The organism is Streptomyces sp. NPDC093221, assembly GCF_044753885.1.
GTDB lineage: Bacteria > Actinomycetota > Actinomycetes > Streptomycetales > Streptomycetaceae > Actinacidiphila.
Genome location: NZ_JBIVOA010000017.1, coordinates 20,760 through 43,476, shown reverse-complemented (window position 1 = coordinate 43,476; position 22,717 = coordinate 20,760). Strand labels below are relative to the sequence as shown.

Genomic DNA, 22,717 nt, shown 5'->3' with positions numbered 1-22,717 from the left:
CGGCGGGGGCTGAGCGCGCAGTTCCCCGCGCCCCTAAAAAACACGCCCTGCGCACGTGCGGGTGGGGGGCCTAGGCGAGGGGCGGGCCGGCGGGCCCGGCACGGTGGATGGCGATCACGCGGTCGGTGAGAAGCAGAGGCGCAGCCTCCGGATCGTCGTGGTCGAGAAGCCGATGCCCCCGCTTGACCGACACGACGAGGTCGTGAAGGTCACGCGGCGCCTGCCCCGCCTCGGCCTTGGTCACCGGCCGTTCGATGAGATCGAGCCCGCTCCCGTAAGTGATGAGGTCGTCCATGACGACCCCGACGCTGGGGCTGAGCATGGACAGCCCGAGAAGCCGCCCGGCGGCACTCGAGCTGGTGATGACGGCGTTGGCCCCGGACTGCCGCAGCAGCGGCGCGTTCTCCTCCTCGCGGACGGACGCGACGATATGGGCGCGCTTGTTGAGCTGACGCGCGGTCAACGTGACGAGCACGGCGGTGTCGTCGCGCTGCGCGGCGATGACGATCTCCTTGGCGACCTGGGCCTCGGCCCGCAGCAGCACGTCGTTGCGGGTGGCGTCGCCGACGACGGCGACGTACCCCTCGTCCGTCGCGGCCTGCACGACCTTGGGGCTCGGGTCGACGATCACGATCCGGCTCTGCGGGATGCCGCGGCCGATCAACGTCTGGGCCGCCGACCGGCCCTTGGTCCCGTATCCGACGATGACCACATGATCGCGCAAGGTTCTCCTCCAGCGCTTGAGGCGGAACTGCTCGCGGGTCCGCTCGGTCAGCACTTCCAGGGTCGTCCCGACCAGGATGATCAGGAAGATCACGCGCAACGGCGTCACCAGGAAGGTGTTCGCGAGCCGGGCGCCCGTACTGTACGGGACGATGTCGCCGTAGCCGGTCGTCGACAGCGTCACCGTCGCGTAGTAGAGCGAATCCAGGAACGACACCGAGCCGTTGGCGTTGTCGTGGTAGCCGCCGCGGTCGAAGTAGACGATCAGGACGGTGGCGAGCAGGACCAGCAGCGCCATCAGCAGGCGGCGCGAGACCTGGAGCAGCGGGCCCGCGGCGGGACGCGGGAAGGCCACCCGGCGGTACCCCGCCGTACCGGCGGAGATCGCCGCCGAGGCGCTGCCGTCGCCCGTGCCGTCGGCGCCGTCCGCGCCGCCGGGGGGAGGATCGGCGCGACCGGCCGCCGCGTCGTACCGGGGCAGTTTCATATCCCGCTCCCCATCATGTGCCGCTCACCTTCATATACCGGTGTCGTCCACCGGTCCGACGACGTATCGCTTCGCGTACGGGATCACGTACCACGTGACATGGGCTGACGGCGGTCACGTACCCCGTACCTTCACGTATCGAGCACCACCGCGTACGCACCGGGGTGCCCTCACGTGCCGCTCCCCCACGCCAGCGCGAGCGCCCCGGTGTCGAGTACGGCCGTGTCGTCGCCCGCGCGGGCGCCGCCGGGCGGGATCACGGCCATGCCGTCGGCGGCGGCGAGGCCGCGGAGCATGGCGGGGCCGGAGTAGGTGAGCGGGCGCGCGGCGGAGTCGTCGTCGAAGACCACCGGGACGAGCCGGGTGTCGACCGGGTGACCCGGCACGTCGGCGGTGAGCGGGGCCGCGTACGGGGCCGGTACGGGGCGGCCCGCGAGGGTCCGCAGCAGGGGGGCGGCGAGGGTCAGGACGCCGGACACGGCGGCCAGCGGGTTGCCGGGCAGCCCGATGAGGTGGGTGCCCGAGGGGAGTTCGGCCAGCACCATGGGGTGTCCCGGGCGGACGGCGACGCCGTCGACCAGCAGTTTCGCACCGAGCGCGGCGAGGACCGGGTGCAGGTGGTCGACCGGTCCGCCCGCGGTGCCGCCGGTGGTGACCACGAGGTCGGCGGTGCTCTCGCGGACCGCCCTGCGCAGGAGGTCGGCGTCGTCCACCAGCCGCCGTACCGCCACCACTTCGGCGCCGAGCGCGCGCAGCGACGACGGGAGCATCGGGCCGAGCGCGTCCCGTACCCGCCCCGACCTGGGCAGGCCGTGGTCCAGCAACTCGTCGCCGAGGACCAGGACTTCGACGCGCGGCCGTACGGTGACGGTCAGCTCGTCGTAGCCCGCGGCGGCGGCCAGACCGAGTACGGCGGGCGTCACGACGGTGCCCGCGGGCAGCAACTCCTCGCCGCCCCTGCACTCCTGGCCGCGCATTCTGACCTCCTGGCCCGGCGCGGGCGCGGGGTGCGGCGACCGTACCTGCAACCACTCGCCGTCCGCGCGGCGCTGCGTCCAGCCGTGTTCGCTGCGCAGCACCGCGGTGGTGCCGGTCGGCACGGCGGCGCCGGTCGCGATGGGGGCGGCGTGGCCGACGAGCAGCGGCTCCGCCGGGCGCTGCTGTCCGGCGAGCACCGAGGCGCCGCGCAGCCGCCACGGGCCCGGGCCCGCCACCGCCCAGCCGTCCATCGCGGAGGAGTCGAACGACGGCAGGTCCGTCAGCGCCGTCAGCGCCCTGGCCAGCGTCATGCCCAGCAGGTCCTCTCCCAACTCCCGTGTTTCGGAGCCGAGTCGGCGGCCGACGCGGCGCGCGATCCGCCGTGCCTCGGGCCACGGCACGGCGTCGGCGGGGGAGGGGAGCGGGGGTTGGGGCTGGGGCTGGGGTTGGGGTTGGCGCTGGGGTTGGGCGGGTGCCTGCGCGGGGGCCGGGCCCTGGACGGGGGGCCGGGGCGCCGGGCCCTCCGGGGTGGGGGCGGTGTCGTCCCGGCCGTGGCGGAGGGCGACGGACAGCGCGTCGTTACGGTCCTGGCCTCCGGGACGGGCCGCGCCGGTGGCGGTACGGCGCGACTCGTTGGCCAGGGCGAGGGCGTCGTCGAGCGCGCGGTCGGCCGCGTCGGAGGCGCGCGGGTCGAAGGCGCGCGGGTCGAAGGCGCGCGGGTCGAAGGCGCCCGGGTCGAACGCGCCCGCGCCGGGCCGGGTGCCGCTCATTCCGCCGGTTCCGGGTCGGTGCCGGGGGTGCCGGGGGTGCCTGGGGTGCCGGGGGTGCCTGGTTTCCGCGCGTCGGCCTCTTGCGCGTCGGCCTCCTGCGCCCAGCGCACGGCCAGGGCGGCGGCCTTGTCGGCCGCCTCCCGTACGGCCTCGGGGCCGCCGCCCGCGCGCGCCGCCGCGTAACCCACCAGGAAGGTGGTCAGCGGCGCGGCCGGACGAGCGACGCCGTGCGCCGCGTCGCGGGCCAGATCGAGCAGGACGCCGGTGTCCACGTCCAGCTCGATACCCAGTTCGGTCTTGGCTGCTGCGATCCATTCGTCCAACACAGGGCCATGGTCCCTGAAACCTGGCTCGCTGTGGGACAGGCTCACCCCTCGGACACCCCGTCCAGCCGTGCCCGCGCCACCGCCACGTCCTCCCACGTATCGCAGTCGAACGACGCGTCCCCCGTCGGATCGGCCCGCCTGCGCACCACCAGCTCCCGTGTCAGCAACCGCAACGGCAGCCCCGCCAGCCCGCCGTGCTCCCCCTTGAGCAGCGCCACCTCCCGGCGCAGCGCCTCCCCCCAATACGCCCCCGCCAACGGCTGATCCCGCCCTCCCGCGTCGGTGAGCAGCACCCCTTCCGTCCCGGTGCCGAGCGCGCCCAGCGCCTCCACCAGGCCGGTCACGGCGCCGACCGTCAAGAACGGCAGATCGGCCGCCAGCACGACCACGATTTCCGGCGCGGGAAGCGGCGGCCCGGATGGGGCCAAGTGGGCCAACGCGGTCAGCCCGGCGTCGAGCGCGGGCAGCGGCCCGCCTCCCGGCGGCTCCTCCCGCGCCCAGCTCACCGGCCGTACGGTCCCCCGGCGCGGCCCCACGACCACCGTCCGCTCCGCCCCCGCGCACGCCGCCAGCACCCGGTCGAGCAGCATCCGCCCCCCGACCTCCACCGCCGCCTTGTCCACCCCCCCTAGCCGCCTCGCCCCACCCCCGGCCAACACCACCGCATCAAACCCAGTCGCCACCCCCCGAGTATCCCCGGCCCCGGCGCACCCCGATCTTTTTGGGCGCGCCCCCGCGCTGGACGGTGCGCCGATCCTCTAAGGGGCGCGGGGGGACCTCCCAGCGCCCGGGGGGTCAGACCGCGGCGAGGAGAACGGCCGGGCTCTCGACGCAGTCAGCGACAAAGCGAAGGAACCCCCCTGCGGTCCCGCCGTCGCAGACTCGGTGATCGAAGGTGAAGGAGAGCTGCACGACGTGACGCACGGCCAACTCGCCCTGGTGAACCCACGGCTTGGGGGCGATACGGCCGACACCGAGCATGGCGGCCTCGGGATGGTTGAGGATCGGGGTGGAACCGTCCACCCCGAAGACCCCGTAGTTGTTGAGCGTGACGGTGCCGCCGGTCAGGTCCCGCGGCGTCAGCGCCCCCGTCCGAGCGGCCTCGGTCAGGCGGCCGATCTCCGCGGAGAGCCCGGCCGTGGACCTGGTGTGGGCGTCGCGCACGACAGGCACGACCAGGCCGCGTTCGGTCTGCGCCGCGAAGCCGAGGTGGACGGCCGGCAGCCGTACGATCTCGCGCCGCTCGGTGTCGACCGTGGCGTTCAGCTCCGGGTAACGGGCCAGCCCGGCCGTCACGATCCTGGCGAAGAGGGCCAGCACCGAGATCCGCTCGCCGCCCGAGGCGTTCATCGCCGCCCGCGCGGCCAGCAGTTCGGTGGCGTCGGCGTCCACCCAGCACGTGGCGTCCGGTATCTCCCGCCGACTGCGGGCCAGCTTGTCCGCGACCATGCCGCGTACCCCGCGCAGCGGCACCCGCTCCTCCCCCGCCGGCACGGGAGCCGGGGCCGGAGCCACGGCAGGTGCCGCCGGAGCCGCCACCGCGCGCTCGACGTCCGCCCGCAGGATCAGCCCGTCGGGCCCCGTACCGGCCAGGGCCCGCAGGTCCAGCCCGTGTTCCCTGGCCAGCCGCCGGACCAGCGGCGATATGACGGCCACCGGGCCGTCGGCGACAGGCGCCCCGGCGACAGGCACCTCGGTGACCGAAACCGCCGCCTGCACCGAACCGTCCACCGCCCGCACCCGTCCGCGGCGCCGCGCCACCGCCGTACCGGTGCCGTAACCGACCAGCACATTGCCCGAGCCCTCATCGGCCCCGCCGCCCGAGGCGTCCGAGTCGCCCGAGGCGTCCGGGCCCGCCGGGTTCCCGGCCGCGTCGGAGTGCGAACCCACCGCGACCGTGACCAGGGGGCGGCCCACGTCGAGGGTGTCGCCCTCGGCGCCGAAGCGGGCGGTCACGACACCGCCGTAGGGGCAGGGGACCTCGACGACGGCCTTCGCGGTCTCGACCTCGACCACCGGCTGGTCGATGGCGACGACCTCGCCGACCTCCACCAGCCAGCGCACGATCTCCGCCTCTGTGAGCCCTTCGCCCAGGTCGGGGAGCGTGAATTCCTTGACGACGGCCATCAGCCCTCCCACTGCAAGCGGCCGACGGCGTCGAGAATCCGGTCGACGCCGGGCAGATGGTGCCGTTCCAGCATCGGCGGCGGGTAGGGGATGTCGAATCCGGCGACGCGCAGGACCGGCGCCTCCAGGTGGTGGAAGCAGCGCTCGGTGATCCGGGCCGCTATCTCGGCGCCCATGCCGCCGAAACCGGACGACTCGTGCACGACGACCGCCCGCCCGGTGCCGCGTACGGCCGCCGCGACCGTCTCCTCGTCGAAGGGCACGAGGCTGCGCAGATCGACCACGCCCAGGTCCCAGCCCTCCTCCTTGGCGGCCTCCGCGGCCTCCAGGCAGACCGGGAGCGAGGGGCCGTAGGTGACCAGCGTCGCGGTGCGCCCGGTGCGCCGCACCACGGCGCGGCCGATCGGCGGAACCTCGGCCGGCGCGGCCGGCGACCAGTCGGACTTGGACCAGTAGAGCCGCTTCGGCTCCAGGAAGACCACCGGGTCGTCGGAGGCGATGGCCGCCCGCAGCAGCCCGTAGGCGTCCTCGACGGTGGCCGGGGTGACCACGTGGAGGCCGGGGGTGTGCGCGTAGTACGCCTCGGAGGAGTCGCTGTGGTGCTCGACGCCGCCGATTCCGCCGCCGTACGGGATGCGGATGGTGATCGGCAGCGGCAGCGCGCCACGCGTGCGGTTGCGCATCTTCGCCACATGGCTGACGAGTTGCTCGAACGACGGGTAGGCGAAGGCGTCGAACTGCATCTCGACCACCGGGCGGAGCCCGTACATCGCCATGCCGACCGCCGCGCCGAGGATGCCCGCCTCGGCGAGCGGGGTGTCGGTGCAGCGGCTGTCGCCGAATTCGGCGGCGAGCCCGTCGGTGATCCGGAAGACGCCGCCCAGGGTGCCGATGTCCTCGCCGAGGACGTGGACGGAGTCGTCGGCCGTGAGCGCGTCACGCAGCGCCTGGTTGAGGGCCTGCGCCATGGTGGCGGGTCTGCGGGTGGGCGCGGCGGCGCGGCCCGCGGTCGGTGCGACGGTGGTCATGACTGCCGCTCCGCTTCCAGCTCGGCCCGCAACTGAGCCTCCTGCTGCCGCAGTTGCTGCGTGGGCTCGGCGTAGACGTGGGCGAACAGCTCCATCGGGTCGAGCCGCGGATCGGCGTTCATCCGCTCCCGCAGGTCCGCCGCCATGGTCTCGGCCTCGTCGGCCGCGCTCCGCCTGACGTCGTCGTCGAGCAGTCCGCGGCCGGTCAGCTCCCGTTCCAGCAGGGCGATCGGGTCGTGCGCGCGCCAGGCGGCGACCTCGTCGTCGTCGCGGTAGCGGGTGGCGTCGTCGGCGTTGGTGTGCGCGTCCATCCGGTAGGTGACGGCCTCCACGAGCGTGGGGCCGCCGCCGTCCCTGGCCCGCCCGACGGCCTCGGTCAGCACCTCGTGCACGGCGGCCGCGTCGTTGCCGTCGACCAGCCGTCCCGGCATCCCGTAGCCGACCGCCTTGTGGGCGAAGGAAGGGGCCGCGGTCTGCTTGGCGAGCGGTACGGAGATCGCGAAGCCGTTGTTCTGCACGAGGAAGACCACCGGGGCCTGCCAGACGGCCGCGAAGTTCAGCGCCTCGTGGAAGTCGCCCTCGCTGGTGCCGCCGTCGCCGACCATGGCGAGCGCCACGACGTCGTCGCCGGTCAGCCGGGCGGCGCGGGCCAGCCCGACCGCGTGCGGGAGCTGCGTGGCCAGCGGGGTGCTGAGCGGCGCCACCCGGTGTTCGTGCGGGTCGTAACCAGTGTGCCAGTCGCCGCGCAGCAGCGTCAGCGCCTCGACCGGGTCCACGCCTCTGGCGACCACCGCGAGGGTGTCGCGGTAGCTGGGGAACAGCCAGTCACGGGGCCGCAGCGCGAGAGCGGCGGCGATCTCGCAGGCCTCCTGACCGGTGCTCGACGGGTAGACGGCGAGCCTGCCCTGCTTGGTGAGGGCGGTGGCCTGCCGGTTGTAGCGCCGGCCGCGGACGAGCTGCCCGTACAGAGTGCGGAGCAGGGCGGGGTCGAGCTCCGCGGCGGCGGGGGTGCCGAGCAGCCGGTACGGCTCCGGGTCGGGCAGCAGCGGCGCGGCTTCGGTGCGGGGGCGCCAGGCAGGGGTGTCCAGCACGGTCATCGCGAGCACCTCCTTGTGGTCGGTGACCGAAAAAGCGATCGGGCGTGAGCGGGTGTCGCTCCCTACCGATTGTTCGGTCGCCGGAGGCATTTTGGCTACAGGGTGGTTTCGCCTGTGGACAAACGGTTCTGCACAGCCTGAGATGGAGCCAGTACGTCCATGGTAAGGAGGCACGGGGGGATGGCGAGAGAACAGATGGCCGCACAGGACCCGGAGGTCCGACCGCTGGACCCGATCGACCGCACGATCCTGCGGCTGCTCCAGGAGGACGGAAGGGCCTCGATACGCTCCGTCGCCGAGCGCGTGCACGTCTCACGGGCGAACGCGTACGCCCGGATCAACCGGCTCATCGAGGACGGGGTCATCCGAGGTTTCACCGCTCGCGTCGACCACGAACGTGCGGGACAGGGCGCGTCCGCGTACATCACGCTCAAGATCGTCCAGAATTCCTGGCGGACCGTCCGTGAACAACTCATCACTCTTCCGGGTGTTGCCCACATTGCCCTGGTAAGTGGTGATTTCGATGTTTTGCTGCTGGTCCACACCGCCGACAACCGGACCCTGCGCGAGCTGGTCCTGACCCGGCTCCAGGCCATCGAGGAAGTCCTCAGCAGCCGCACCCTGCTGGTCTTCGAGGAGACCGACCAGGTCGTCGGCGACTGAGGACCGGCGCCGGCCGCGACCGCGACCAGTGCCTCCGGTCAGCCGCCGTACTTCTTGAGGAACGCCTTGACCTTGGCGTAGTTCGCCTCGTCGGACAGCATGCTCACGCCGTGGTTGAAGCCGCCGACGATCGTCAGGTCGTTCTCCTTCGCCTTCTTCGTCAGCTTGCTCAGCTCCTTCGTGGAGTCCTGGAAGGGGCTGTCCAATTCGGCGGCCATGTAGAAGACGGGCATCGTCAGATTCGGTACGACCATCGAGGCGTCCATGCCGGAGTACGTCGAGGGCGCGGACAGCGAGACGACCGCGTCCACCGGCGGCGTGATGGCGCCCGCGGCGGACAGCACCGCCGTACCGCCCTTGGACGCGCCGACCAGCAGCAGCTTCGTCACGCCCTTGGACCGCAGGTAGGCCGCCGCCGCGGTGAGTTCACGCACCTCGCTGCCCGCGGAGTTCACGGCCAGCACGCGGTAGCCGTCCGCGGCCAGGTCCTGCGCGTGCGGCACCCACTGGCAGACGTCCCCGTCCGCCTGGTGGGCCAGCACCAGCCCGGTGCCGCCGGTGCCGGTCAGATAGCCCTCGACGTCCTGGCCGTCCCCGCCCGGGAAACTCACCGAGCCCGCCTTGGCCTGTTCGGGTGACAGGCAGCCGAAGCCGTTCGCCGTGGCGGTGGGCGTGGGGGCGGGCGCGGCCCTGTCCTTGTCCTTGGCGCCCCCGCCGCCTCCGCACCCGGCCAGCAGCAGGAGGGAGACGGCCAGCGCGGAGGCGGCCGCCGCCCGCACCGACGGCCCGAATCGCGCGACAGATCGCTCAGCGGAGAACATGGCTGGATCGTGCCGGGGCCACCCCCGGCGGGTCAATGGTCTGGACCATCCGACCGCACGGTCGCCCGGCTCGCCGTCGCTACGTACGCAGCCCGTCGAACGCCAGCCGCACCACCGCGTCCGCCACCTGCTGCCGGTCGAGCGCGCCCTTGGCCTCCGGCCGGTACCACTCCACGATCGAGTTGATCATCCCGAAAAGCAGCCTGGTCGCCAGCCTGACGTCCACGTCGCCGCGCAGATCGCCGTCCGCGACCGCCGCCTTCAACAGATCCGCCACCCGCTGGTCGAACTCCCTGCGCCGCTCCATCGCCCAGCGCTCGGTGTCGGTGTTCCCGCGCACCCGCAACAGAAGGGTGACGTAGGGAAGTTCCGCCATCAGCACCTCTGTCGTACGCCGGGTGACGTACTCCAGGCGCCGCACCGCGCGGCCGTCGACCGCTCCGGGCTCCTCCAGGATGCCGAAAAGCCCCTCAAGGGCGCGGCCAACCGCCCTGTTCAGCAGTTCTTCCTTGCCGCGCACATGGTGGTAGATCGACGACTTCGAGATGCCCGCGGCGCGCGAGAGATGCTCCATGGACGTGCCGTCGTAACCGCGCTCGTTGAAGACCTCGACGGCGACGGCGAGCAGCGAGTCCGGCGTATAGGTGTCGCGCTTGGGCATGGTCATGAGGAGATCATTCTTCCTCCGCCCTCGCGCGCCACAGCACTTCGACCGAAGGCGCGTAACGGCCGTTGGGGTAGTACGAGTGCAGCGACTCCAGCGTTTCGCGCACCCAGGACAGGGAGAGCCGCTCGCCCCATTGCAGCGGGCCCAGCGGGTAGTTCACACCGAGGCGCATGGCGGTGTCGACGTCGGCGGCGGACGCCACTTCCTTTGCGACGGCGTCGGCCGCGAGGTCCACCAGCATCGCGACCGTCCGCGCCACGATCAGTCCGGGGACCAGCCGGATGACGCTGACCTTCTTGCCGAGCGCCTGAAAGAGCCCGACGGCCTCCGCGAGCGTCGCGTCCGGCACCTCCGGGGTCCGCGCGAGCGCCATCCTGGTGGCCGTCGTGTAGTCGGCCGCCAGGTCGAACTGGATACCCGGCTCCAGGGTGCCGTCCGCCGGGTAGAGATACGTTCCGTCACTCAGCTCGAAGCCCTGGACGCCGTCGTCCTCGGTGACCTCGATCCCGGCCGCGCGCACCAGGCCGACGAGGGCCTGCGCGGGACCCAGCTCGCCGTGCACCACGCGCCGCGGCGCGTCCGCGGGCTCCGCGGTGTGCGGTCCTGGCGCGGCGCCGGGCTCCGGCGCCGGTTCGTACACGAACCAGCCGCGGCCTGTCTTGCGGCCGAGGCGGCCGGACTCCACCAGGCGGCGCTGGGCGAGCGACGGCGTGAATTTGGGGTCGTGGAAGAACGACTCCCACACCGATCTGGTGACCGCCTCGTTCACGTCCTGGCCGATCAGGTCGGTGAGCGCGAAGGGGCCCATGGCGAAGCCGCCGCATTCGCGCAGCACCGCGTCGATGGTGGCGGGGTCCGCGGCCCGCTCCTCGTGGACGCGCAGGGCCTCGGCGTAGAAGGGACGGGCGATCCGGTTGACGATGAAGCCGGGGGTGTCGGCGCAGCGCACCGGGGTCTTTCCCCAGGCGGCGGCCGTGTCGTAGGCGGTGTCGACGGCTGCGGGGTCCGAGGCGGCGCCCGCGACGACCTCGACCAGCGGGAGCAGCGGGGCCGGGTTGAAGAAGTGCAGGCCGACGAGGCGGCCGGGCAGCCGCAGGGCGCCCGCGACGGCGGTCACCGACAGGGAGGAGGTGTTGGTCGCCAGCAGGCAGCCGTCGCCGACGGTTTCCTCCAGTTCGGCGAAGAGCCGCCGCTTGACGGCCAGATCCTCCACGACGGCCTCGACGACGAGCGCGGCCGGTGCCAGGTCCGCGATGCCGTCGGCGGGGACGAGCCGGTCCAGCGCGGCCCGGTGTTCGGCCGTGTCGAGGCGGCCCTTCTCGGCCAGCCGGGCCAGCCGCGCCCCGACGCCCGCCGCGGCCTTCGCGGCCAGTCCCGGCGCGGCGTCGTACAGCAGCACGCGGTGCCCCGCGAGCAGCGCGACCTGCGCGATTCCCTGGCCCATGGTGCCTGCGCCGACGACGGCGACGACACCGCCGCGGTCAAGTGCGGTCACGGTGGCACAGCTCCTTCCCGAGGTACTGCGGAGATCCTGCCGGGTCTTTCCGAGTTATCCACAGGCCGGGACGTCCCTCTTGTCCCGACCGAACATTCGGTTAATCTAGCGTTGTCTCTGCTACTCAGCCCAGCTCGACGAGGAGTTGGTCCGCCATGTCCGCCACTGTCTCCGCCGTGACCTTGATCGAACGCCATCGTGACACGCTTGACAAGGCGCTCGATGCCGTCAGGACCCGGGCGTACTGGTCGCCCTACCCCGAGCACCCCAAGGCGTACGCCGACGCCGACGAGGGCAAGGCCGCCTTCGACGCGCTGCTCGGCCACCGCTTCGAGCTGGACCAGCCGGGCACGGACGGCTGGACGGGCACCGAGCGCTCCCCGTACGGCCCGGACCTCGGCGTGGAGTACCCGCACCCCGATCCGGACGTGCTGCTGCCCGCGATGCGCGCCGCGATGCCCGCCTGGCGGGACGCGGGACCCGAGGCGCGCGCCATGGTGTGCCTGGAGATCCTGGCGCGGATCAACGCGCGGACGCACGAGTTCGCGCACGCCGTGATGCACACCTCCGGGCAGGCGTTCACGATGTCCTTCCAGGCCGGCGGCCCGCACGCGCAGGACCGCGGCCTCGAAGCGGTGGCGTACGCGTACGTGGAGCAGGTCCGCACCCCGGAGACCGCGGAGTGGATCAAGCCGCAGGGCAAGCGCGACCCGCTCAATCTGCGGAAGTCCTTCACCGCGGTGCCGCGCGGCATCGGCCTGGTGATCGGCTGCAACACCTTCCCGACGTGGAACGGCTATCCGGGGCTCTTCGCCTCCCTGGCCACCGGCAACGCGGTGCTGGTCAAGCCGCACCCACGCGCAGTGCTGCCGCTGGCCCTGACCGTACGGGTGGCGCGCGAGGTGCTGGCCGAGGCGGGCTTCTCGCCCGACCTGGTCTGCCTGGCCGTCGAGCGGCCCGGCGAGGGCCTGGCCAAGACCCTGGCGCTGCGCCCCGAGGTCCGGGTCATCGACTACACCGGCTCCACCGCCTTCGGCGACTGGCTGGAGGCCAACGCCCGCCAGGCGCAGGTCTTCACCGAGAAGGCCGGCGTCAACACCGTGGTGATCGACTCCACCGACGACTACCGCGGCATGCTCTCCAACCTCGCCTTCTCGCTGTCCCTCTACAGCGGCCAGATGTGCACCACCCCGCAGAATCTGCTGATCCCGCGCGACGGCATCGACACCGACGCGGGACGGCGGAGCTACGACGAGGTGGTCGCCGACATCGCGGGCGCGGTCGACGGGCTGCTCGGCGACGACGCGCGGGCCAACGCGCTGCTCGGCGCTCTGGTGAATCCGGACGTCAAGACACGGCTCGAAGCGGCCCCCGGGCTGGGCGAAGTCGCCCTCGCCTCCCGCTCGGTGACCCACCCGGACTTCCCCGACGCGGTCGTCCGCACCCCGGTGCTGGTCAAGCTCGACGGCGCAAAGCCGGACGCCGAGGCGGCGTATCTGTCGGAGTGCTTCGGCCCGGTCGCCTTCGCCGTGGCCGTGGACTCGACCGCCGACGCGCTGGAGCTGCTGCGCCGTACCGTCCGCGACAAGGGCGCGATGACGGTCGGCGGCTACACCACCTCCGCCGAGGTGGAGCGCGGCCTGGAGGAGGTCTGCTGGGAGGAGTGCGCGCAGCTCTCGCTCAATCTGACCGGCGGTGTGTACGTCAACCAGACGGCCGCCTTCTCCGACTTCCACGGCTCCGGCGGCAATCCGGCGGCCAACGCGGCGCTGTGCGACGGCGCGTTCGTCGCGAGCCGCTTCCGGATGGTGGAGGTGCGGCGGCCCGCCTGATCGCGGGGTTCAGGGGCGGCCGGGTACCCGCGGCGAGCGGGACGTGGCCGCCCAGTGGAAGAGCGCCATGCCGACGCTGGTGGCCAGGTTGTAGCTGGAGACCTGCGGACGCATCGGCAGCGCGACCAACTCGGCGGCGCGTCCGCGCAGTTCGTCGGAGACGCCGTGCCGCTCCGAGCCGAAGACGATGAGCGCGTCGTCGGGGAGTTCGACGGAGCGGATGTCCTTGCCCTCCGGGTCGAGGACGTACAGCGGTCCCGGCGGCAGCGCGTCGGCGGCCGTACGTTCCACCGCGGTCGCGTAGTGCAGTCCGGCGCCCGCGCGCAGGGCGTTGGGGTGCCAGGGGTCGAGAGCTCCGGTGCTGACCACGCCGGTGACGCCGAATCCGGCCGCCAGCCGGATCACCGCCCCGACGTTGCCGAGATTGCGCGGGCTGTCCAGGACGACGACCGGTGCCTGCCGGGGCCGTTCGGCCAGCAGTGCCAGATTGGCCGCCCGGTCGCGCCGGTCGGCGAGCGCGGCCACCGAGGTGGGGTGCACCCGCGTCACCAGCCCGCGCAGCGCCGCGGCGGGGATCTCGGTGACGCGCGCCGCCAGCTCCTCCGCCAGGTCGGGGGCCAGCTCCGCCGCGAGGCGCAGCACGGCCGCCTTGTCGCTGCTGACCGCGGTGCGCACGCGGGCGCCGAAGCGCAGCGCGTGCTTGAGGGCGTGGAAGCCGTCGAGCAGCACCGCGTCCGGCGCGGCGGCCTGCCAGGCGAGGACGGCGGCCGTGGCGCTTGCGGTGGCCGCGTCGGCCCCGGGGGCCTGAGCGGCTCCGGTCGCCGGGTCGGTTCCGGTCGCCGGGTCGGGTTCGGCTGCGGCGCCGGGTCGGTGGGCGGCCTCGTCCTCGGTCATGGCCTCAGCGTACGGTGCGGCCCGCCTGCCCGATCACGTCATGTCACGGCGCTGGGCGGCGGTGGTCCCACGGCCGGTTCCCCCGGCTCGGCGGACGCGTCGTCGGGGGCGGTGCGCTGCCCGTGGACCACCGGCCGCGGGCGCGCGGCACCCGGCCGCAGCCGCCGTACGAGCCGGTCCCCGGCCCAGACCAGGAAGGCCGTCGGCAGGAACACCGCGTCGGCGGCGATCATCGCGAGGGAGAAGAAGGGCAGGCCGAGCACGACGGCGATCGAGGCGTGCTCCAGCATCATCGCGACCAGCAGCACGTTCTTCACCCGGCGGTTGAACAGGGTGAAGGGGAAGGCGACCTGGACGATGACCGTGCCGTAGGTGATGAGCATGACCATCAGCTCATTGCCCGCCAGGGCGTGCGACAGGGCGGGCCAGGGGGTGAAGTCGTCCAGATGGAGCGGGTAGTAGAGCGCGGTGCCGTCCTGCCAGCGGCTGCCCTGGATCTTGTACCAGCCCGCGGTGGAGTAGATCAGGCAGACCTCGGCGACGATCACGAGCATCGCGCCGTTGTGGATGACGTTGGCGACGATGTCGAGCACGGTGCGCGGCTCGCCGGGCGCGACCCGCCGCACCGCCCACCACAGAGCCTGGACCAGCCAGAAGAGCCAGAACAGCACCGCCCATCCGGTGCTGAGCTTGCCGAACAGCGTCGCCGCCACGAGCGCGAAGCCGAACACCGCCCACAGGGCGACGCCGACCGGATCGGCGCCCGGCTCCGCGTCGGACGCGGAAACGGCCGACGGTCCGGCAGCCGCCTCGGCCGCCTCCCCGCGGGCCGCGCGGCGCCGGTCGAGCGACCAGACCTGGCCGCAGCGGGTGAAGACGAGGTAGATCGCCATCAGGTGGATGACGTTGTCGCCGCCGTCGCCCTCGAAGACGCTGCGGTTCTGGAGCGACAGCACGCCGATCATGAAGAACACCGAGGCGGTACGGGTCCGCCAGCCCAGGAGCAGCATCGCGCTGGCGACGATCGCGAAGGCGTAGACGCACTCGAACCAGGCGCGGCCGTCGTTCCACAGCAGCACGGTGAAGGCGTGGTTCCCGGCGACCAGCCGCTTGGCGAGGTCCCAGCTCCAGGGCGCGTCGGGGCCGTACAGCTCGGCGCGGTGCGGGAATTCGCGCAGCAGGAACAACAGCCAGGTCAGCGAGAAGCCGATCCGGATGATCGCGCTCTGGTACGGGCCGATGGCCCGGCCAGTGATGGCGTTGATCCCCCGCGCGACGGCGCGGTCGAGTCCTTTGCCGAGGCCGGCGAACGGCGAGGGGACGAAGGAGTCGCGCGCGCTCACGATGCGTTCTCCTGACCGGCGGGCGCGGTGGTGACCGGCCACCAGGGCAGTTCCCGGTAGTAGGGCTGGGTGCCGGTCTGCTGCCCGTTGCCCGACGGCGGCGGGACCGCGGTGGTGGCGGAACGTGCCTGCACGCGGACGACATCACCGCCGTTGAGCCGCGGGCCGAAACGCTCCTGCAAAATCCGCTGGAGATACGTACGGCTCATGTCGCTGCGGTCGCCGCCGGTGGGCTGCTCCTTGTCGTCGTGGGTGTCGGTGTAGAAGCTCCAGGCGCGGCGCAGCTCGTTCTGCTGGGTGTGACTGGGGGCGGGGTTGTGCCGCATCGCGGCGACGTCCATCGCGGTGAGGTCGACCCAGCCCGTGGTGGAGAGGCCGCCGTCGGGCTTGCGGACCTCGGCGCGGGCCTGCACATGGATGTTCTGTTGCAGCGGGTCGGGCGCGAACAGCTTCCAGTTCTGCTCGAACTCCGGATAGACGTAGTCGTCGACCGCCGCGCCGTGCTCCCTGCTGAGCGTGTTCGAGGGCGCGACGTGCAGGAACACCATGCCGAGGTGGTACAGCGCGCCCACGACGACCGCGCCGATCGCCAGGGCGACGGCTATGCGCGCGGGCGTGGACAGCGCCGCGGTCCGGGGCGGCGGCCCCTCGAATGACTCCATCGTCTCTCCGCTCTCACCCGTGCCGGGCACGCACGCCTGCCGGGCAGCACGCTACCCACCGCAGGTCCCGGCGGGGACCATACCGAGTTATCCACAGGCGTGGGAGGTGGCCTTGACACCCTTCGGCCCGCCACCGACCATGGAATGAACCGAACGATCGGTCGGTCGGTTGAGGAGTCGGCCGGCCGGTCGTCCGATGGAGCCGGTGACGGTGACGGGACGGGTGGTCGAGCCCGCGCCGAAGCCCGAGTGGCACGCCTGATGGCACCGATGACGGTGATGACGAAGGAGGGGTCCGCATGACGACGACGGCAGAGCCGGCGGCGACCGCAGGGGAGGCGGTGGCGGCAGGGCAGGACGCCTTCCTGGCCGCGTTCGACGCCGCGGTGGCCGAGGACGCCAGGATCGAGCCGCGGGACTGGATGCCGGACGCCTACCGCGCCACCCTCGTCCGCCAGATGGCCCAGCACGCGCACTCCGAAATCATCGGGATGCAGCCGGAGGCCAACTGGATCAGCCGCGCGCCCTCGCTGCGCCGCAAGGCGATCCTGATGGCCAAGGTGCAGGACGAGGCCGGGCACGGGCTCTATCTGTACAGCGCCGCGGAAACCCTCGGGGTCAGCCGCGAGGAGCTGCTCGACAAGCTGCACGCGGGCCGCCAGCGCTACTCCTCGATCTTCAACTACCCCACCCTGAGCTGGGCGGACGTCGGCGCCATCGGCTGGCTGGTGGACGGCGCCGCGATCACCAACCAGGTGCCGCTGTGCCGCTGCTCCTACGGTCCCTACGCCCGCGCGATGGTGCGGATCTGCAAGGAGGAGTCCTTCCACCAGCGGCAGGGCTACGAGCTGCTGCTGACGCTCAGCCGCGGCACCCCGGCGCAGCACGCGATGGCGCAGGACGCGGTGGACCGCTGGTGGTGGCCCTCGCTGATGATGTTCGGCCCGCCCGACGACGAGTCCGCGCACTCCGCCCAGTCCATGGCCTGGAAGATCAAGCGGCACTCCAACGACGAGCTGCGGCAGCGCTTCGTGGACATCTGCGTCCCGCAGGCCGAGGTGCTGGGGCTCACCCTCCCCGACCCCGACCTGCGGTGGAACGAGTCGCGGGGCGGCTACGACTACGGGGCGATCGACTGGACGGAGTTCCAGGAGGTGCTGCGCGGCAACGGGCCGTGCAATGAGGAGCGGATCGACCGGCGCCGCGCCGCACACGACAACGGCGCCTGGGTCCGGGAGGCGGCCACCGCATACGCGGCCAAGCACGGGGAGGCACGGGCATGACCGAGCAGACGGGCGGCGACTGGCCGCTGTGGGAGGTCTTCGTCCGCAGCCGCCGCGGCCTGAGCCACAGCCACGCGGGCAGCCTGCACGCGCCCGACGCGGAGATGGCGCTGCGCAACGCGCGGGATCTCTACACCCGGCGGGCCGAGGGCGTCTCGATCTGGGTGGTGCCGTCGTCCGCGGTCACCGCCTCCTCCCCCGACGAGAAGGACCCGTTCTTCGAATCGGCCTCCGACAAGCCGTACCGGCACCCGACGTTCTACGAGATCCCGGAAGGGGTGAAGCACCTGTGAACACGGCACCGAACCCCGCACCGGGCCCGGCCTCGGCCACGGCTGCGGCTGCGGCTGCGGCTACGGCTACGGCTACGGCTACGGCTACGGCTACGGCTACGGCCTCTTCTACGACCACGGCATCGGCCACCGCGGCGCGCCCCGCACGGGCCTCCGCCCCCGCCGCGCTCGCGCTGGGCGACGACGCGCTCGTGCTCGCCCAGCGGCTGGGGGAGTGGGCGGGGAACGCGCCGGTCCTTGAGGAGGACGTCGCCCTCACCAATATCGCGCTCGACCTACTGGGGCAGGCCCGCACCCTGCTCTCGCTGGTCGGCGACGAGGACGAGCTGGCGTTCGGCCGCGAGGAGCACGAATTCCGCAATGTGCAGCTCGTGGAGCGGCCCAACGGGGACTTCGCCGAGACGATCGTGCGGCAGCTCTTCTTCTCCGTCCACCAGGAGCTGCTGTTCACCGCCCTGGCGTCCGGGGACGGCGAGCTGGCGCCGCTGGCCGCGAAAGCGGTGAAGGAGGTCGCCTACCACCGCGACCACGCCGAGCACTGGACGCTGCGGCTGGGCGACGGCACCGAGGAGAGTCACCGGCGCACGCATCGCGCGGTGGACGGCCTGTGGCGCTACACCGGGGAGCTGTTCGAACCGCTCGACGGGCTCGGCACCGACCTTCCGGCGCTGCGCGAGCCGTGGCTGGAGCGCGTCACCGATGTCCTGCACCGGGCCACGCTGGAGATACCCCAGGGTGTCGACCGGACGCCGTGGTCGGCGGGGGCCGGACGGCAGGGTGTGCACACCGAGGCGTTCGGCCGGATGCTCGCCGAGATGCAGCACCTGCACCGCGCTCACCCGGGTGCGTCATGGTGACCGGGAGCGCGCCCGCCGCCGAGGCGACGAGCGCGCTGGAGAAGGAGCTGCTGCGGCTGGCCGGAGCCGTGCCGGATCCCGAGCTGCCGGTGATCTCGCTGGCCGAGCTGGGGGTGCTGCGCGACCTGCGGGTGACCGGGCCCGGCCGGGTCGAGGTCGAGCTGACGCCGACGTGGACGGGCTGCCCGGCGCTGGACACGATGGCCACCGACATCACCGAGGTGCTGACCGAGCACGGCATGTCGGACGTCGAGGTGCGCACCGTGCTCTCCCCCGCCTGGTCGACCGACGCGATCAGCGCGGCGGGCCGCCGCAAGCTCGCCGAGCACGGTGTGGCGCCGCCGCGCCCGCTGGCCGGCGCGCGACCGGCGGGCGGCGGGCCCGTCGCCGTGGAGCTGACCGTGCGCTGCCCGCACTGCGGCTCCACCGACACCCGGCTGCTCAGCCCGTTCTCGTCCACCGCCTGCAAGGCGCTGCGCCGCTGCGAGTCCTGCCGCGAGCCCTTCGACCACTTCAAGGAGCTGTGAATGTTCCATCCGCTCCGGGTGACGGAGGTCAGCCCGCTCACGGACGACTCGGTGACCATCGCCTTCGAGGTCCCCGAGGAGCTGCGCGCGGAGTACCGGTACGCGCCGGGGCAGCACATAGCGATCCGCCGGTTCGCCGACGGGGTGGAGATCCGCCGCACGTATTCGCTGTGCGACCCGGTGCTGCCCGAGGACGGTTTCGGGAACGACGGCGTGGAGACCGGGCCGCGGACCCTGCGGGTGGGGGTGCGGCTGGTCGAGCAGGGGGAGTTCTCCACCTACGCGCTCAAGGAGCTGGCCGCGGGCGATGTGCTGGAGGTGATGACGCCCGCGGGGCGGTTCGTGCTGGAGCCGAGGCCGGGGCGGTTCGCCGCGGTGGTCGGTGGCAGCGGCATCACACCGGTGCTGTCGCAGATCGGCACCGCGCTGGCGTGTGAGCCGGGGGCGAGTTTCTGCCTGGTGCGCAGCGACCGTACGGCGGCGTCCACGATGTTCCTGGAGGAGGTCGCGGACCTCAAGGACCGCTGGCCCGACCGCTTCCACCTGGTGTCCGCGCTGTCCCGCGAGGAGCAGCAGGCGGGGCTGCCGTCGGGGCGGCTGGACGCGGAGCGGCTGACGGCGCTGCTCCCGGCGCTGATGCCGGTGGCGGCGGTGGACGGCTGGTATCTGTGCGGCCCGCTGGGACTGGTCGGCGCGGCCGAGCGGGCGCTGCGCACGCTGGGTGTCCCCCGGTCCCGCGTCCACCAGGAGATCTTCCATGTGGACGAGGTACCGGCGGCCGTCACCGCGGCCGAGCCGATACCCGGCGGCGGCACTGTACGGGCGACGCTCGACGGCCGCGGCGGTCAATGGCCGTCCCTGGCAGGGGAGTCGGTGCTGGAGACGGTGCTGCGCAACCGGTCGGACGCCCCGTACGCCTGCAAGGGCGGGGTCTGCGGGACCTGCCGGACGCGGCTGGTCAGCGGCGAGGTGCGGATGGACCGGAACTACGCGCTGGAGCCCGAGGAGACGGAGGCCGGATATGTGCTGGCCTGTCAGTCGCACCCGGTGACTTCCGTCGTCGAGGTGGACTTCGACGCCTGACCGCCCTAATCTGACGCATCGTCAGAATTGGTGGCGGGAGGAGCGGATCGTGGACTTCGGCTTCACCGAGGAGCAATTGGCGGCGGTCGAGGCGGCGAAGTCCGTCTTCTCCGGGGTGGCGGTGGACGGGGTGCCCAGCCCCGCGCTGACCCCCGGCGCGGTCGCCGAGGACTTCGACCGCGCGCTGTGGCGCAAGCTCGCCGACGGCGACCTGCTGAGCCTGACGCTGGACGAGGCGTACGGCGGGGCGGGGCTCGACCTCATCGCGCTCTGCCTCGTACTGCGCGAGGCGGGGCGGGTGCTGGCGCGGGTCCCGCTGCTGGAGAGCTGCGCCGGGGCGCTCGCCGTCCAGCGCTACGGCTCCGCGCCCCTGCGCGAACGGCTGCTGGCGGCGGCCGGTCGCGGCGAGACCGTCCTCACCGTCGCCGCCAACGGCCGCAGCGGGCACGACGGGGCCGAACTCGCCGTCCGGGCACAGCGGGTGGACGTCGGCGGCACCGACGGCGGCGGCTTCGTGCTCGACGGGGTGCAGACCGGGGTGCCGTGGGCGCGGAGCTGCGACCTGGTGCTGGTGCCCGCGCACACGGCGGACGGCGCGGCGGTGGTGGCCGTCGTTCCCCTGGACGCGGAAGGGGTGGCGCTGGCGGAGCAGGTCTCCACCAACGGCGAGCGGTTCGCCGAGGTCACGCTGGACGGTGTGGGGGTGCCCGCGACGGATGTGCTGGACGCGGACGGCGCCTGGGAGTGGCTGCGGCAGGCGCTGACCGTCGGCACCTGCGCGCTGGCGCTCGGGCTGGGGGAGGCGGTGCTGGGGATGACCAGCGCGTACGCCTCGAAGCGGCAGCAGTTCGGGTATCCGATCGCCACGTTCCAGGCGGTCGCGGTGCAGTCCGCCGACCGTTACATCGACCTGCGGGCGATGGAGGCCACCTTGTGGCAGGCGGCCTGGCGGCTCAGCACCTCGGCGCCCGGACCCCTGCCGGTCGCGGGTGATGTGGCGGTGGCGAAGATCTGGGCGGCCGAGGGCGTCCGCAGGGTCGTACAGACCGCGCAGCACCTGCACGGCGGATTCGGCGCGGACACCGACTATCCGCTGCACCGGTACCACGCGTGGGCCAAGCAGTGGGAGCTGGCGCTGGGCCCGGCCGCGGCCCACGAGGAGGCGTTGGGCGACCTGATCGCCGCCCATCCGCTGACCACGTGACCCCTGCGGGGCTGCTTACAGGACGAAGCCGTCGCTGCCGCTGCCGTCCACCACCGGGCGGCCGGCGGCCTCCCAGTCGAGCATGCCGCCGCTGACGTTCACCGCGTCCACGCCCTGGGCGATCAGGTACTGCGCGACCTGGGCGGAGCGACCGCCGACGCGGCACACCACGTGCACCCGGCCGCCCTCCGGCACCTCACCGATCCGCGAGACGACCTCGCCCATCGGGATGTGCACGGCGCCCTCGGCGTGACCGGCCGCCCATTCCTCGTCCTCCCGCACGTCCAGCAGGATCGCGTCGGCCGGTACGGCGGCGGCATCCACCGCGGGCAGCTCAGAGCGGAACATCGGACGCGGCCTCCTGGGCACGAAATCGCGGCCCGCGAAACCGCGGCCCGCTCACCTTGGCTCACCAGATCCCTGGCTGACCCGAAAAAACCTACCTCAGCCCCCAACCACCCCCCGCCCCGCCCGATTCCCCGGGGTCCCCCGGCGCCCGCACCGGGCCCGGGCCCGCAGGGGGCGTTCGGGCAGAAGCTCGGGTCGTGCGAGCGGGCCGGAGAGGGCGCTATTCGGGGTCGCGGACCAGTTCCGCCAGGCGGGCCTCGCGTTGGGCGACCTGGGTCAGGAGCTGTTCGGCGATCTCGTTGAGGAGGGCGTCGGGGTCGTCCGGGGAGAGCTTCATCATCTGGCCGATGGCGCTCTCGTCCAGCTCGACGGCGATGGCGGCCAGCTTCTCCTTGCGCTCGGCCAGCCACTCCAGCCGGGCGTAGAGGACCTCGGCCTCGCTCGGCAGCTCCTCGTCCGCGACGGGACCCGCGTCCCACTCCGCGGACAGGGCGCGCAGCGTGTCCTCGTCGGCGTAGGCGTACGCCTCGTTGACGCGGGCGATGAAGGCGCTGCGGCGCTCCTTCTCCTTCTCGTCCTGGGCGAGGTCGGGGTGCGCCTTGCGGGCCAGCTCGCGGTAGAGGCGCTGCGCCTCCTTGCCAGGGCGGACGCGGCGCGGCGGGTTCGGGTCGTCGACCGGCCGTACCCCGTCCGTGCCGAGCAGCCCGCCGAACAGCTCCTCGACGCCCGGCATCGGCATCACCAGCGCCCTGGCCTCCCAGGCGCGCTCGATGTCCTCCCGCTCACCGCTGTGGGCGGCGACGGCCTCCGCGACCAGCGCGTCCAGCTCGTCCAGCCGCGCGTACATCGGGCCGAGCCGCTGGTGGTGCAGCCGGGAGAAGTTCTCCACCTCGACCCGGAAGGTCTCGACCGCGATCTCGAATTCGATCAACGCCTGCTCAGCCGCGCGTACCGCCTTCGCCAGCCGATCCTGCGAGCCGGGCTCGGAGGGTCCGGCGAAGGTGGCGGAAGAGGCGGAGGACTCGGTTCCTGAGCTGTTCGTCACTCGGACAGCCTAGGCCCTGCACCGCCGATCTTCGCGGGGCCGCGGGGCGCGGCAGCGCCCGCCCGCACGGATCACGCCACGGCGCCCCGCCCACCTGCGCCGACCCGCGCGCCCGCCCCCGTACGGGCTCGCACCGCCCGGCCCTGACACCGCCCTGACAACCC

The 22,717-nt window shown here is 73.0% G+C and carries 21 protein-coding genes and 1 pseudogene; 8 read left to right on the top strand and 14 right to left on the bottom strand.

Annotated elements, in window-relative coordinates; all coding sequences use genetic code 11:
* Positions 1–70 precede the first annotated feature (70 nt).
* The 6 genes and pseudogenes from ACIQCJ_RS35655 to pdhA all read right to left on the bottom strand — a co-directional run bounded on the left by ACIQCJ_RS35655 (position 71) and on the right by pdhA (position 7,536).
* Positions 71–1,210 (bottom strand): TrkA family potassium uptake protein, encoded by a 1,140-nt coding sequence (locus ACIQCJ_RS35655; protein ID WP_188279870.1) that lies wholly within the window; start codon positions 1,208–1,210, stop codon positions 71–73.
* Between the two features lie 170 nt (positions 1,211–1,380).
* The gene (locus ACIQCJ_RS35650; RefSeq protein ID WP_402714002.1) at positions 1,381–2,958 is read right to left on the bottom strand and encodes a molybdopterin molybdotransferase MoeA; all 1,578 of its coding nucleotides are present in this window, start codon (positions 2,956–2,958) and stop codon (positions 1,381–1,383) included.
* Positions 2,955–3,943 (bottom strand): annotated as a pseudogene (locus ACIQCJ_RS35645) (DUF6457 domain-containing protein). Before ACIQCJ_RS35645 ends, ACIQCJ_RS35650 begins: the two are co-directional and overlap by 4 nt.
* 136 nt (positions 3,944–4,079) lie before the next feature.
* Positions 4,080–5,411 carry a dihydrolipoamide acetyltransferase family protein gene (locus ACIQCJ_RS35640; protein ID WP_402714000.1) on the bottom strand — a complete coding sequence of 444 codons (1,332 nt, stop codon included), beginning with the start codon at positions 5,409–5,411 and terminating at the stop codon, positions 4,080–4,082.
* Positions 5,411–6,439, bottom strand: coding sequence for a transketolase C-terminal domain-containing protein (locus tag ACIQCJ_RS35635; RefSeq protein ID WP_391041923.1), 1,029 nt, complete (start codon positions 6,437–6,439; stop codon positions 5,411–5,413). The genes ACIQCJ_RS35640 and ACIQCJ_RS35635 overlap by 1 nt, the downstream gene beginning before the upstream one ends.
* On the bottom strand, positions 6,436–7,536 hold the full coding sequence (gene pdhA, locus ACIQCJ_RS35630; protein ID WP_401305528.1) for a pyruvate dehydrogenase (acetyl-transferring) E1 component subunit alpha: 1,101 nt from the start codon (positions 7,534–7,536) through the stop codon (positions 6,436–6,438). The genes ACIQCJ_RS35635 and pdhA overlap by 4 nt, the downstream gene beginning before the upstream one ends.
* Positions 7,537–7,716: 180 nt before the next feature.
* Here pdhA and ACIQCJ_RS35625 point away from each other — a divergent pair, with 180 nt between their 5' ends.
* The gene (locus ACIQCJ_RS35625) at positions 7,717–8,199 is read left to right on the top strand and encodes an Lrp/AsnC family transcriptional regulator (protein WP_188279875.1); all 483 of its coding nucleotides are present in this window, start codon (positions 7,717–7,719) and stop codon (positions 8,197–8,199) included.
* A gap of 38 nt (positions 8,200–8,237) precedes the next feature.
* On the opposite strand, the gene ACIQCJ_RS35620 is transcribed toward ACIQCJ_RS35625, so the two are convergent.
* From ACIQCJ_RS35620 to ACIQCJ_RS35610, 3 genes are all read right to left on the bottom strand, one after another.
* A complete protein-coding gene (locus ACIQCJ_RS35620) occupies positions 8,238–9,020 on the bottom strand; it encodes an alpha/beta hydrolase family protein (RefSeq protein ID WP_402713997.1) in 783 nt (260 codons plus the stop codon).
* Positions 9,021–9,099: 79 nt separating this feature from the next.
* A complete protein-coding gene (locus ACIQCJ_RS35615; RefSeq protein WP_355336720.1) occupies positions 9,100–9,687 on the bottom strand; it encodes a TetR/AcrR family transcriptional regulator in 588 nt (195 codons plus the stop codon).
* Between the two features lie 7 nt (positions 9,688–9,694).
* Positions 9,695–11,182, bottom strand: a complete 1,488-nt coding sequence (locus tag ACIQCJ_RS35610) for a 3-hydroxyacyl-CoA dehydrogenase (protein ID WP_402713994.1) — start codon at positions 11,180–11,182, stop codon at positions 9,695–9,697.
* A gap of 155 nt (positions 11,183–11,337) precedes the next feature.
* Between ACIQCJ_RS35610 and paaN the strand changes: the two genes are divergently transcribed.
* Complete coding sequence (gene paaN, locus ACIQCJ_RS35605; RefSeq protein WP_401717774.1) at positions 11,338–13,014, top strand: phenylacetic acid degradation protein PaaN; 1,677 nt, start codon at positions 11,338–11,340, stop codon at positions 13,012–13,014.
* Positions 13,015–13,023: 9 nt separating this feature from the next.
* Here the strand turns inward: paaN and ACIQCJ_RS35600 are convergent, their stop codons facing one another.
* The 3 genes from ACIQCJ_RS35600 to ACIQCJ_RS35590 are packed head-to-tail and all read right to left on the bottom strand — an operon-like array spanning position 13,024 to position 15,913.
* Complete coding sequence (locus tag ACIQCJ_RS35600) at positions 13,024–13,908, bottom strand: TrmH family RNA methyltransferase (RefSeq protein WP_402713992.1); 885 nt, start codon at positions 13,906–13,908, stop codon at positions 13,024–13,026.
* 38 nt (positions 13,909–13,946) lie between these two features.
* Positions 13,947–15,251 carry an HTTM domain-containing protein gene (locus tag ACIQCJ_RS35595; RefSeq protein ID WP_402713990.1) on the bottom strand — a complete coding sequence of 435 codons (1,305 nt, stop codon included), beginning with the start codon at positions 15,249–15,251 and terminating at the stop codon, positions 13,947–13,949.
* Positions 15,248–15,913, bottom strand: a complete 666-nt coding sequence (locus ACIQCJ_RS35590) for a DUF5819 family protein (RefSeq protein WP_391041936.1) — start codon at positions 15,911–15,913, stop codon at positions 15,248–15,250. Before ACIQCJ_RS35590 ends, ACIQCJ_RS35595 begins: the two co-directional genes overlap by 4 nt.
* Before the next feature lie 299 nt (positions 15,914–16,212).
* On the opposite strand from ACIQCJ_RS35590, the gene paaA reads away from it, so the two are divergent.
* The 6 genes from paaA (at position 16,213) to ACIQCJ_RS35560 (ending at position 21,160) form a co-directional block, all read left to right on the top strand.
* The gene (gene paaA / locus ACIQCJ_RS35585) at positions 16,213–17,196 is read left to right on the top strand and encodes a 1,2-phenylacetyl-CoA epoxidase subunit PaaA (RefSeq protein WP_391041937.1); all 984 of its coding nucleotides are present in this window, start codon (positions 16,213–16,215) and stop codon (positions 17,194–17,196) included.
* Positions 17,193–17,489, top strand: a complete 297-nt coding sequence (gene paaB, locus ACIQCJ_RS35580; protein ID WP_188279883.1) for a 1,2-phenylacetyl-CoA epoxidase subunit PaaB — start codon at positions 17,193–17,195, stop codon at positions 17,487–17,489. Before paaA ends, paaB begins: the two co-directional genes overlap by 4 nt.
* 191 nt (positions 17,490–17,680) lie before the next feature.
* Positions 17,681–18,346: a 1,2-phenylacetyl-CoA epoxidase subunit PaaC gene (gene paaC, locus ACIQCJ_RS35575; protein WP_402713987.1), complete on the top strand. Its 666-nt coding sequence runs from the start codon at positions 17,681–17,683 to the stop codon at positions 18,344–18,346.
* On the top strand, positions 18,340–18,873 hold the full coding sequence (paaD, locus tag ACIQCJ_RS35570; protein WP_402713985.1) for a 1,2-phenylacetyl-CoA epoxidase subunit PaaD: 534 nt from the start codon (positions 18,340–18,342) through the stop codon (positions 18,871–18,873). The genes paaC and paaD overlap by 7 nt, the downstream gene beginning before the upstream one ends.
* A complete protein-coding gene (locus ACIQCJ_RS35565; RefSeq protein ID WP_402713983.1) occupies positions 18,874–19,956 on the top strand; it encodes a 2Fe-2S iron-sulfur cluster-binding protein in 1,083 nt (360 codons plus the stop codon).
* Between the two features lie 49 nt (positions 19,957–20,005).
* Positions 20,006–21,160: an acyl-CoA dehydrogenase family protein gene (locus tag ACIQCJ_RS35560; protein ID WP_402713981.1), complete on the top strand. Its 1,155-nt coding sequence runs from the start codon at positions 20,006–20,008 to the stop codon at positions 21,158–21,160.
* A gap of 15 nt (positions 21,161–21,175) precedes the next feature.
* On the opposite strand, the gene ACIQCJ_RS35555 is transcribed toward ACIQCJ_RS35560, so the two are convergent.
* On the bottom strand, positions 21,176–21,508 hold the full coding sequence (locus tag ACIQCJ_RS35555) for a rhodanese-like domain-containing protein (RefSeq protein WP_401851388.1): 333 nt from the start codon (positions 21,506–21,508) through the stop codon (positions 21,176–21,178).
* Positions 21,509–21,728: 220 nt separating this feature from the next.
* Positions 21,729–22,553: a hypothetical protein gene (locus tag ACIQCJ_RS35550; protein ID WP_355336709.1), complete on the bottom strand. Its 825-nt coding sequence runs from the start codon at positions 22,551–22,553 to the stop codon at positions 21,729–21,731.
* Positions 22,554–22,717 lie beyond the last annotated feature (164 nt).

Bases quoted from the DNA above. Each gene is read 5' to 3' on its own strand.
- ACIQCJ_RS35650 (WP_402714002.1), bottom strand. From the start codon at position 2,958: ATGAGCGGCACCCGGCCCGGCGCGGGCGCGTTCGACCCGGGCGCCTTC.
- paaB (WP_188279883.1), top strand. From the start codon at position 17,193: ATGACCGAGCAGACGGGCGGCGACTGGCCGCTGTGGGAGGTCTTCGTC.
- ACIQCJ_RS35615 (WP_355336720.1), bottom strand. From the start codon at position 9,687: ATGACCATGCCCAAGCGCGACACCTATACGCCGGACTCGCTGCTCGCC.
- ACIQCJ_RS35640 (WP_402714000.1), bottom strand. From the start codon at position 5,411: ATGGCCGTCGTCAAGGAATTCACGCTCCCCGACCTGGGCGAAGGGCTC.
- ACIQCJ_RS35635 (WP_391041923.1), bottom strand. From the start codon at position 6,439: ATGACCACCGTCGCACCGACCGCGGGCCGCGCCGCCGCGCCCACCCGC.
- pdhA (WP_401305528.1), bottom strand. From the start codon at position 7,536: ATGACCGTGCTGGACACCCCTGCCTGGCGCCCCCGCACCGAAGCCGCG.
- paaN (WP_401717774.1), top strand. From the start codon at position 11,338: ATGTCCGCCACTGTCTCCGCCGTGACCTTGATCGAACGCCATCGTGAC.
- ACIQCJ_RS35620 (WP_402713997.1), bottom strand. From the start codon at position 9,020: ATGTTCTCCGCTGAGCGATCTGTCGCGCGATTCGGGCCGTCGGTGCGG.
- ACIQCJ_RS35625 (WP_188279875.1), top strand. From the start codon at position 7,717: ATGGCGAGAGAACAGATGGCCGCACAGGACCCGGAGGTCCGACCGCTG.
- paaA (WP_391041937.1), top strand. From the start codon at position 16,213: ATGACGACGACGGCAGAGCCGGCGGCGACCGCAGGGGAGGCGGTGGCG.
- ACIQCJ_RS35555 (WP_401851388.1), bottom strand. From the start codon at position 21,508: ATGTTCCGCTCTGAGCTGCCCGCGGTGGATGCCGCCGCCGTACCGGCC.
- ACIQCJ_RS35590 (WP_391041936.1), bottom strand. From the start codon at position 15,913: ATGGAGTCATTCGAGGGGCCGCCGCCCCGGACCGCGGCGCTGTCCACG.
- ACIQCJ_RS35565 (WP_402713983.1), top strand. From the start codon at position 18,874: ATGTTCCATCCGCTCCGGGTGACGGAGGTCAGCCCGCTCACGGACGAC.
- ACIQCJ_RS35600 (WP_402713992.1), bottom strand. From the start codon at position 13,908: ATGACCGAGGACGAGGCCGCCCACCGACCCGGCGCCGCAGCCGAACCC.
- paaD (WP_402713985.1), top strand. From the start codon at position 18,340: ATGGTGACCGGGAGCGCGCCCGCCGCCGAGGCGACGAGCGCGCTGGAG.
- ACIQCJ_RS35655 (WP_188279870.1), bottom strand. From the start codon at position 1,210: ATGAAACTGCCCCGGTACGACGCGGCGGCCGGTCGCGCCGATCCTCCC.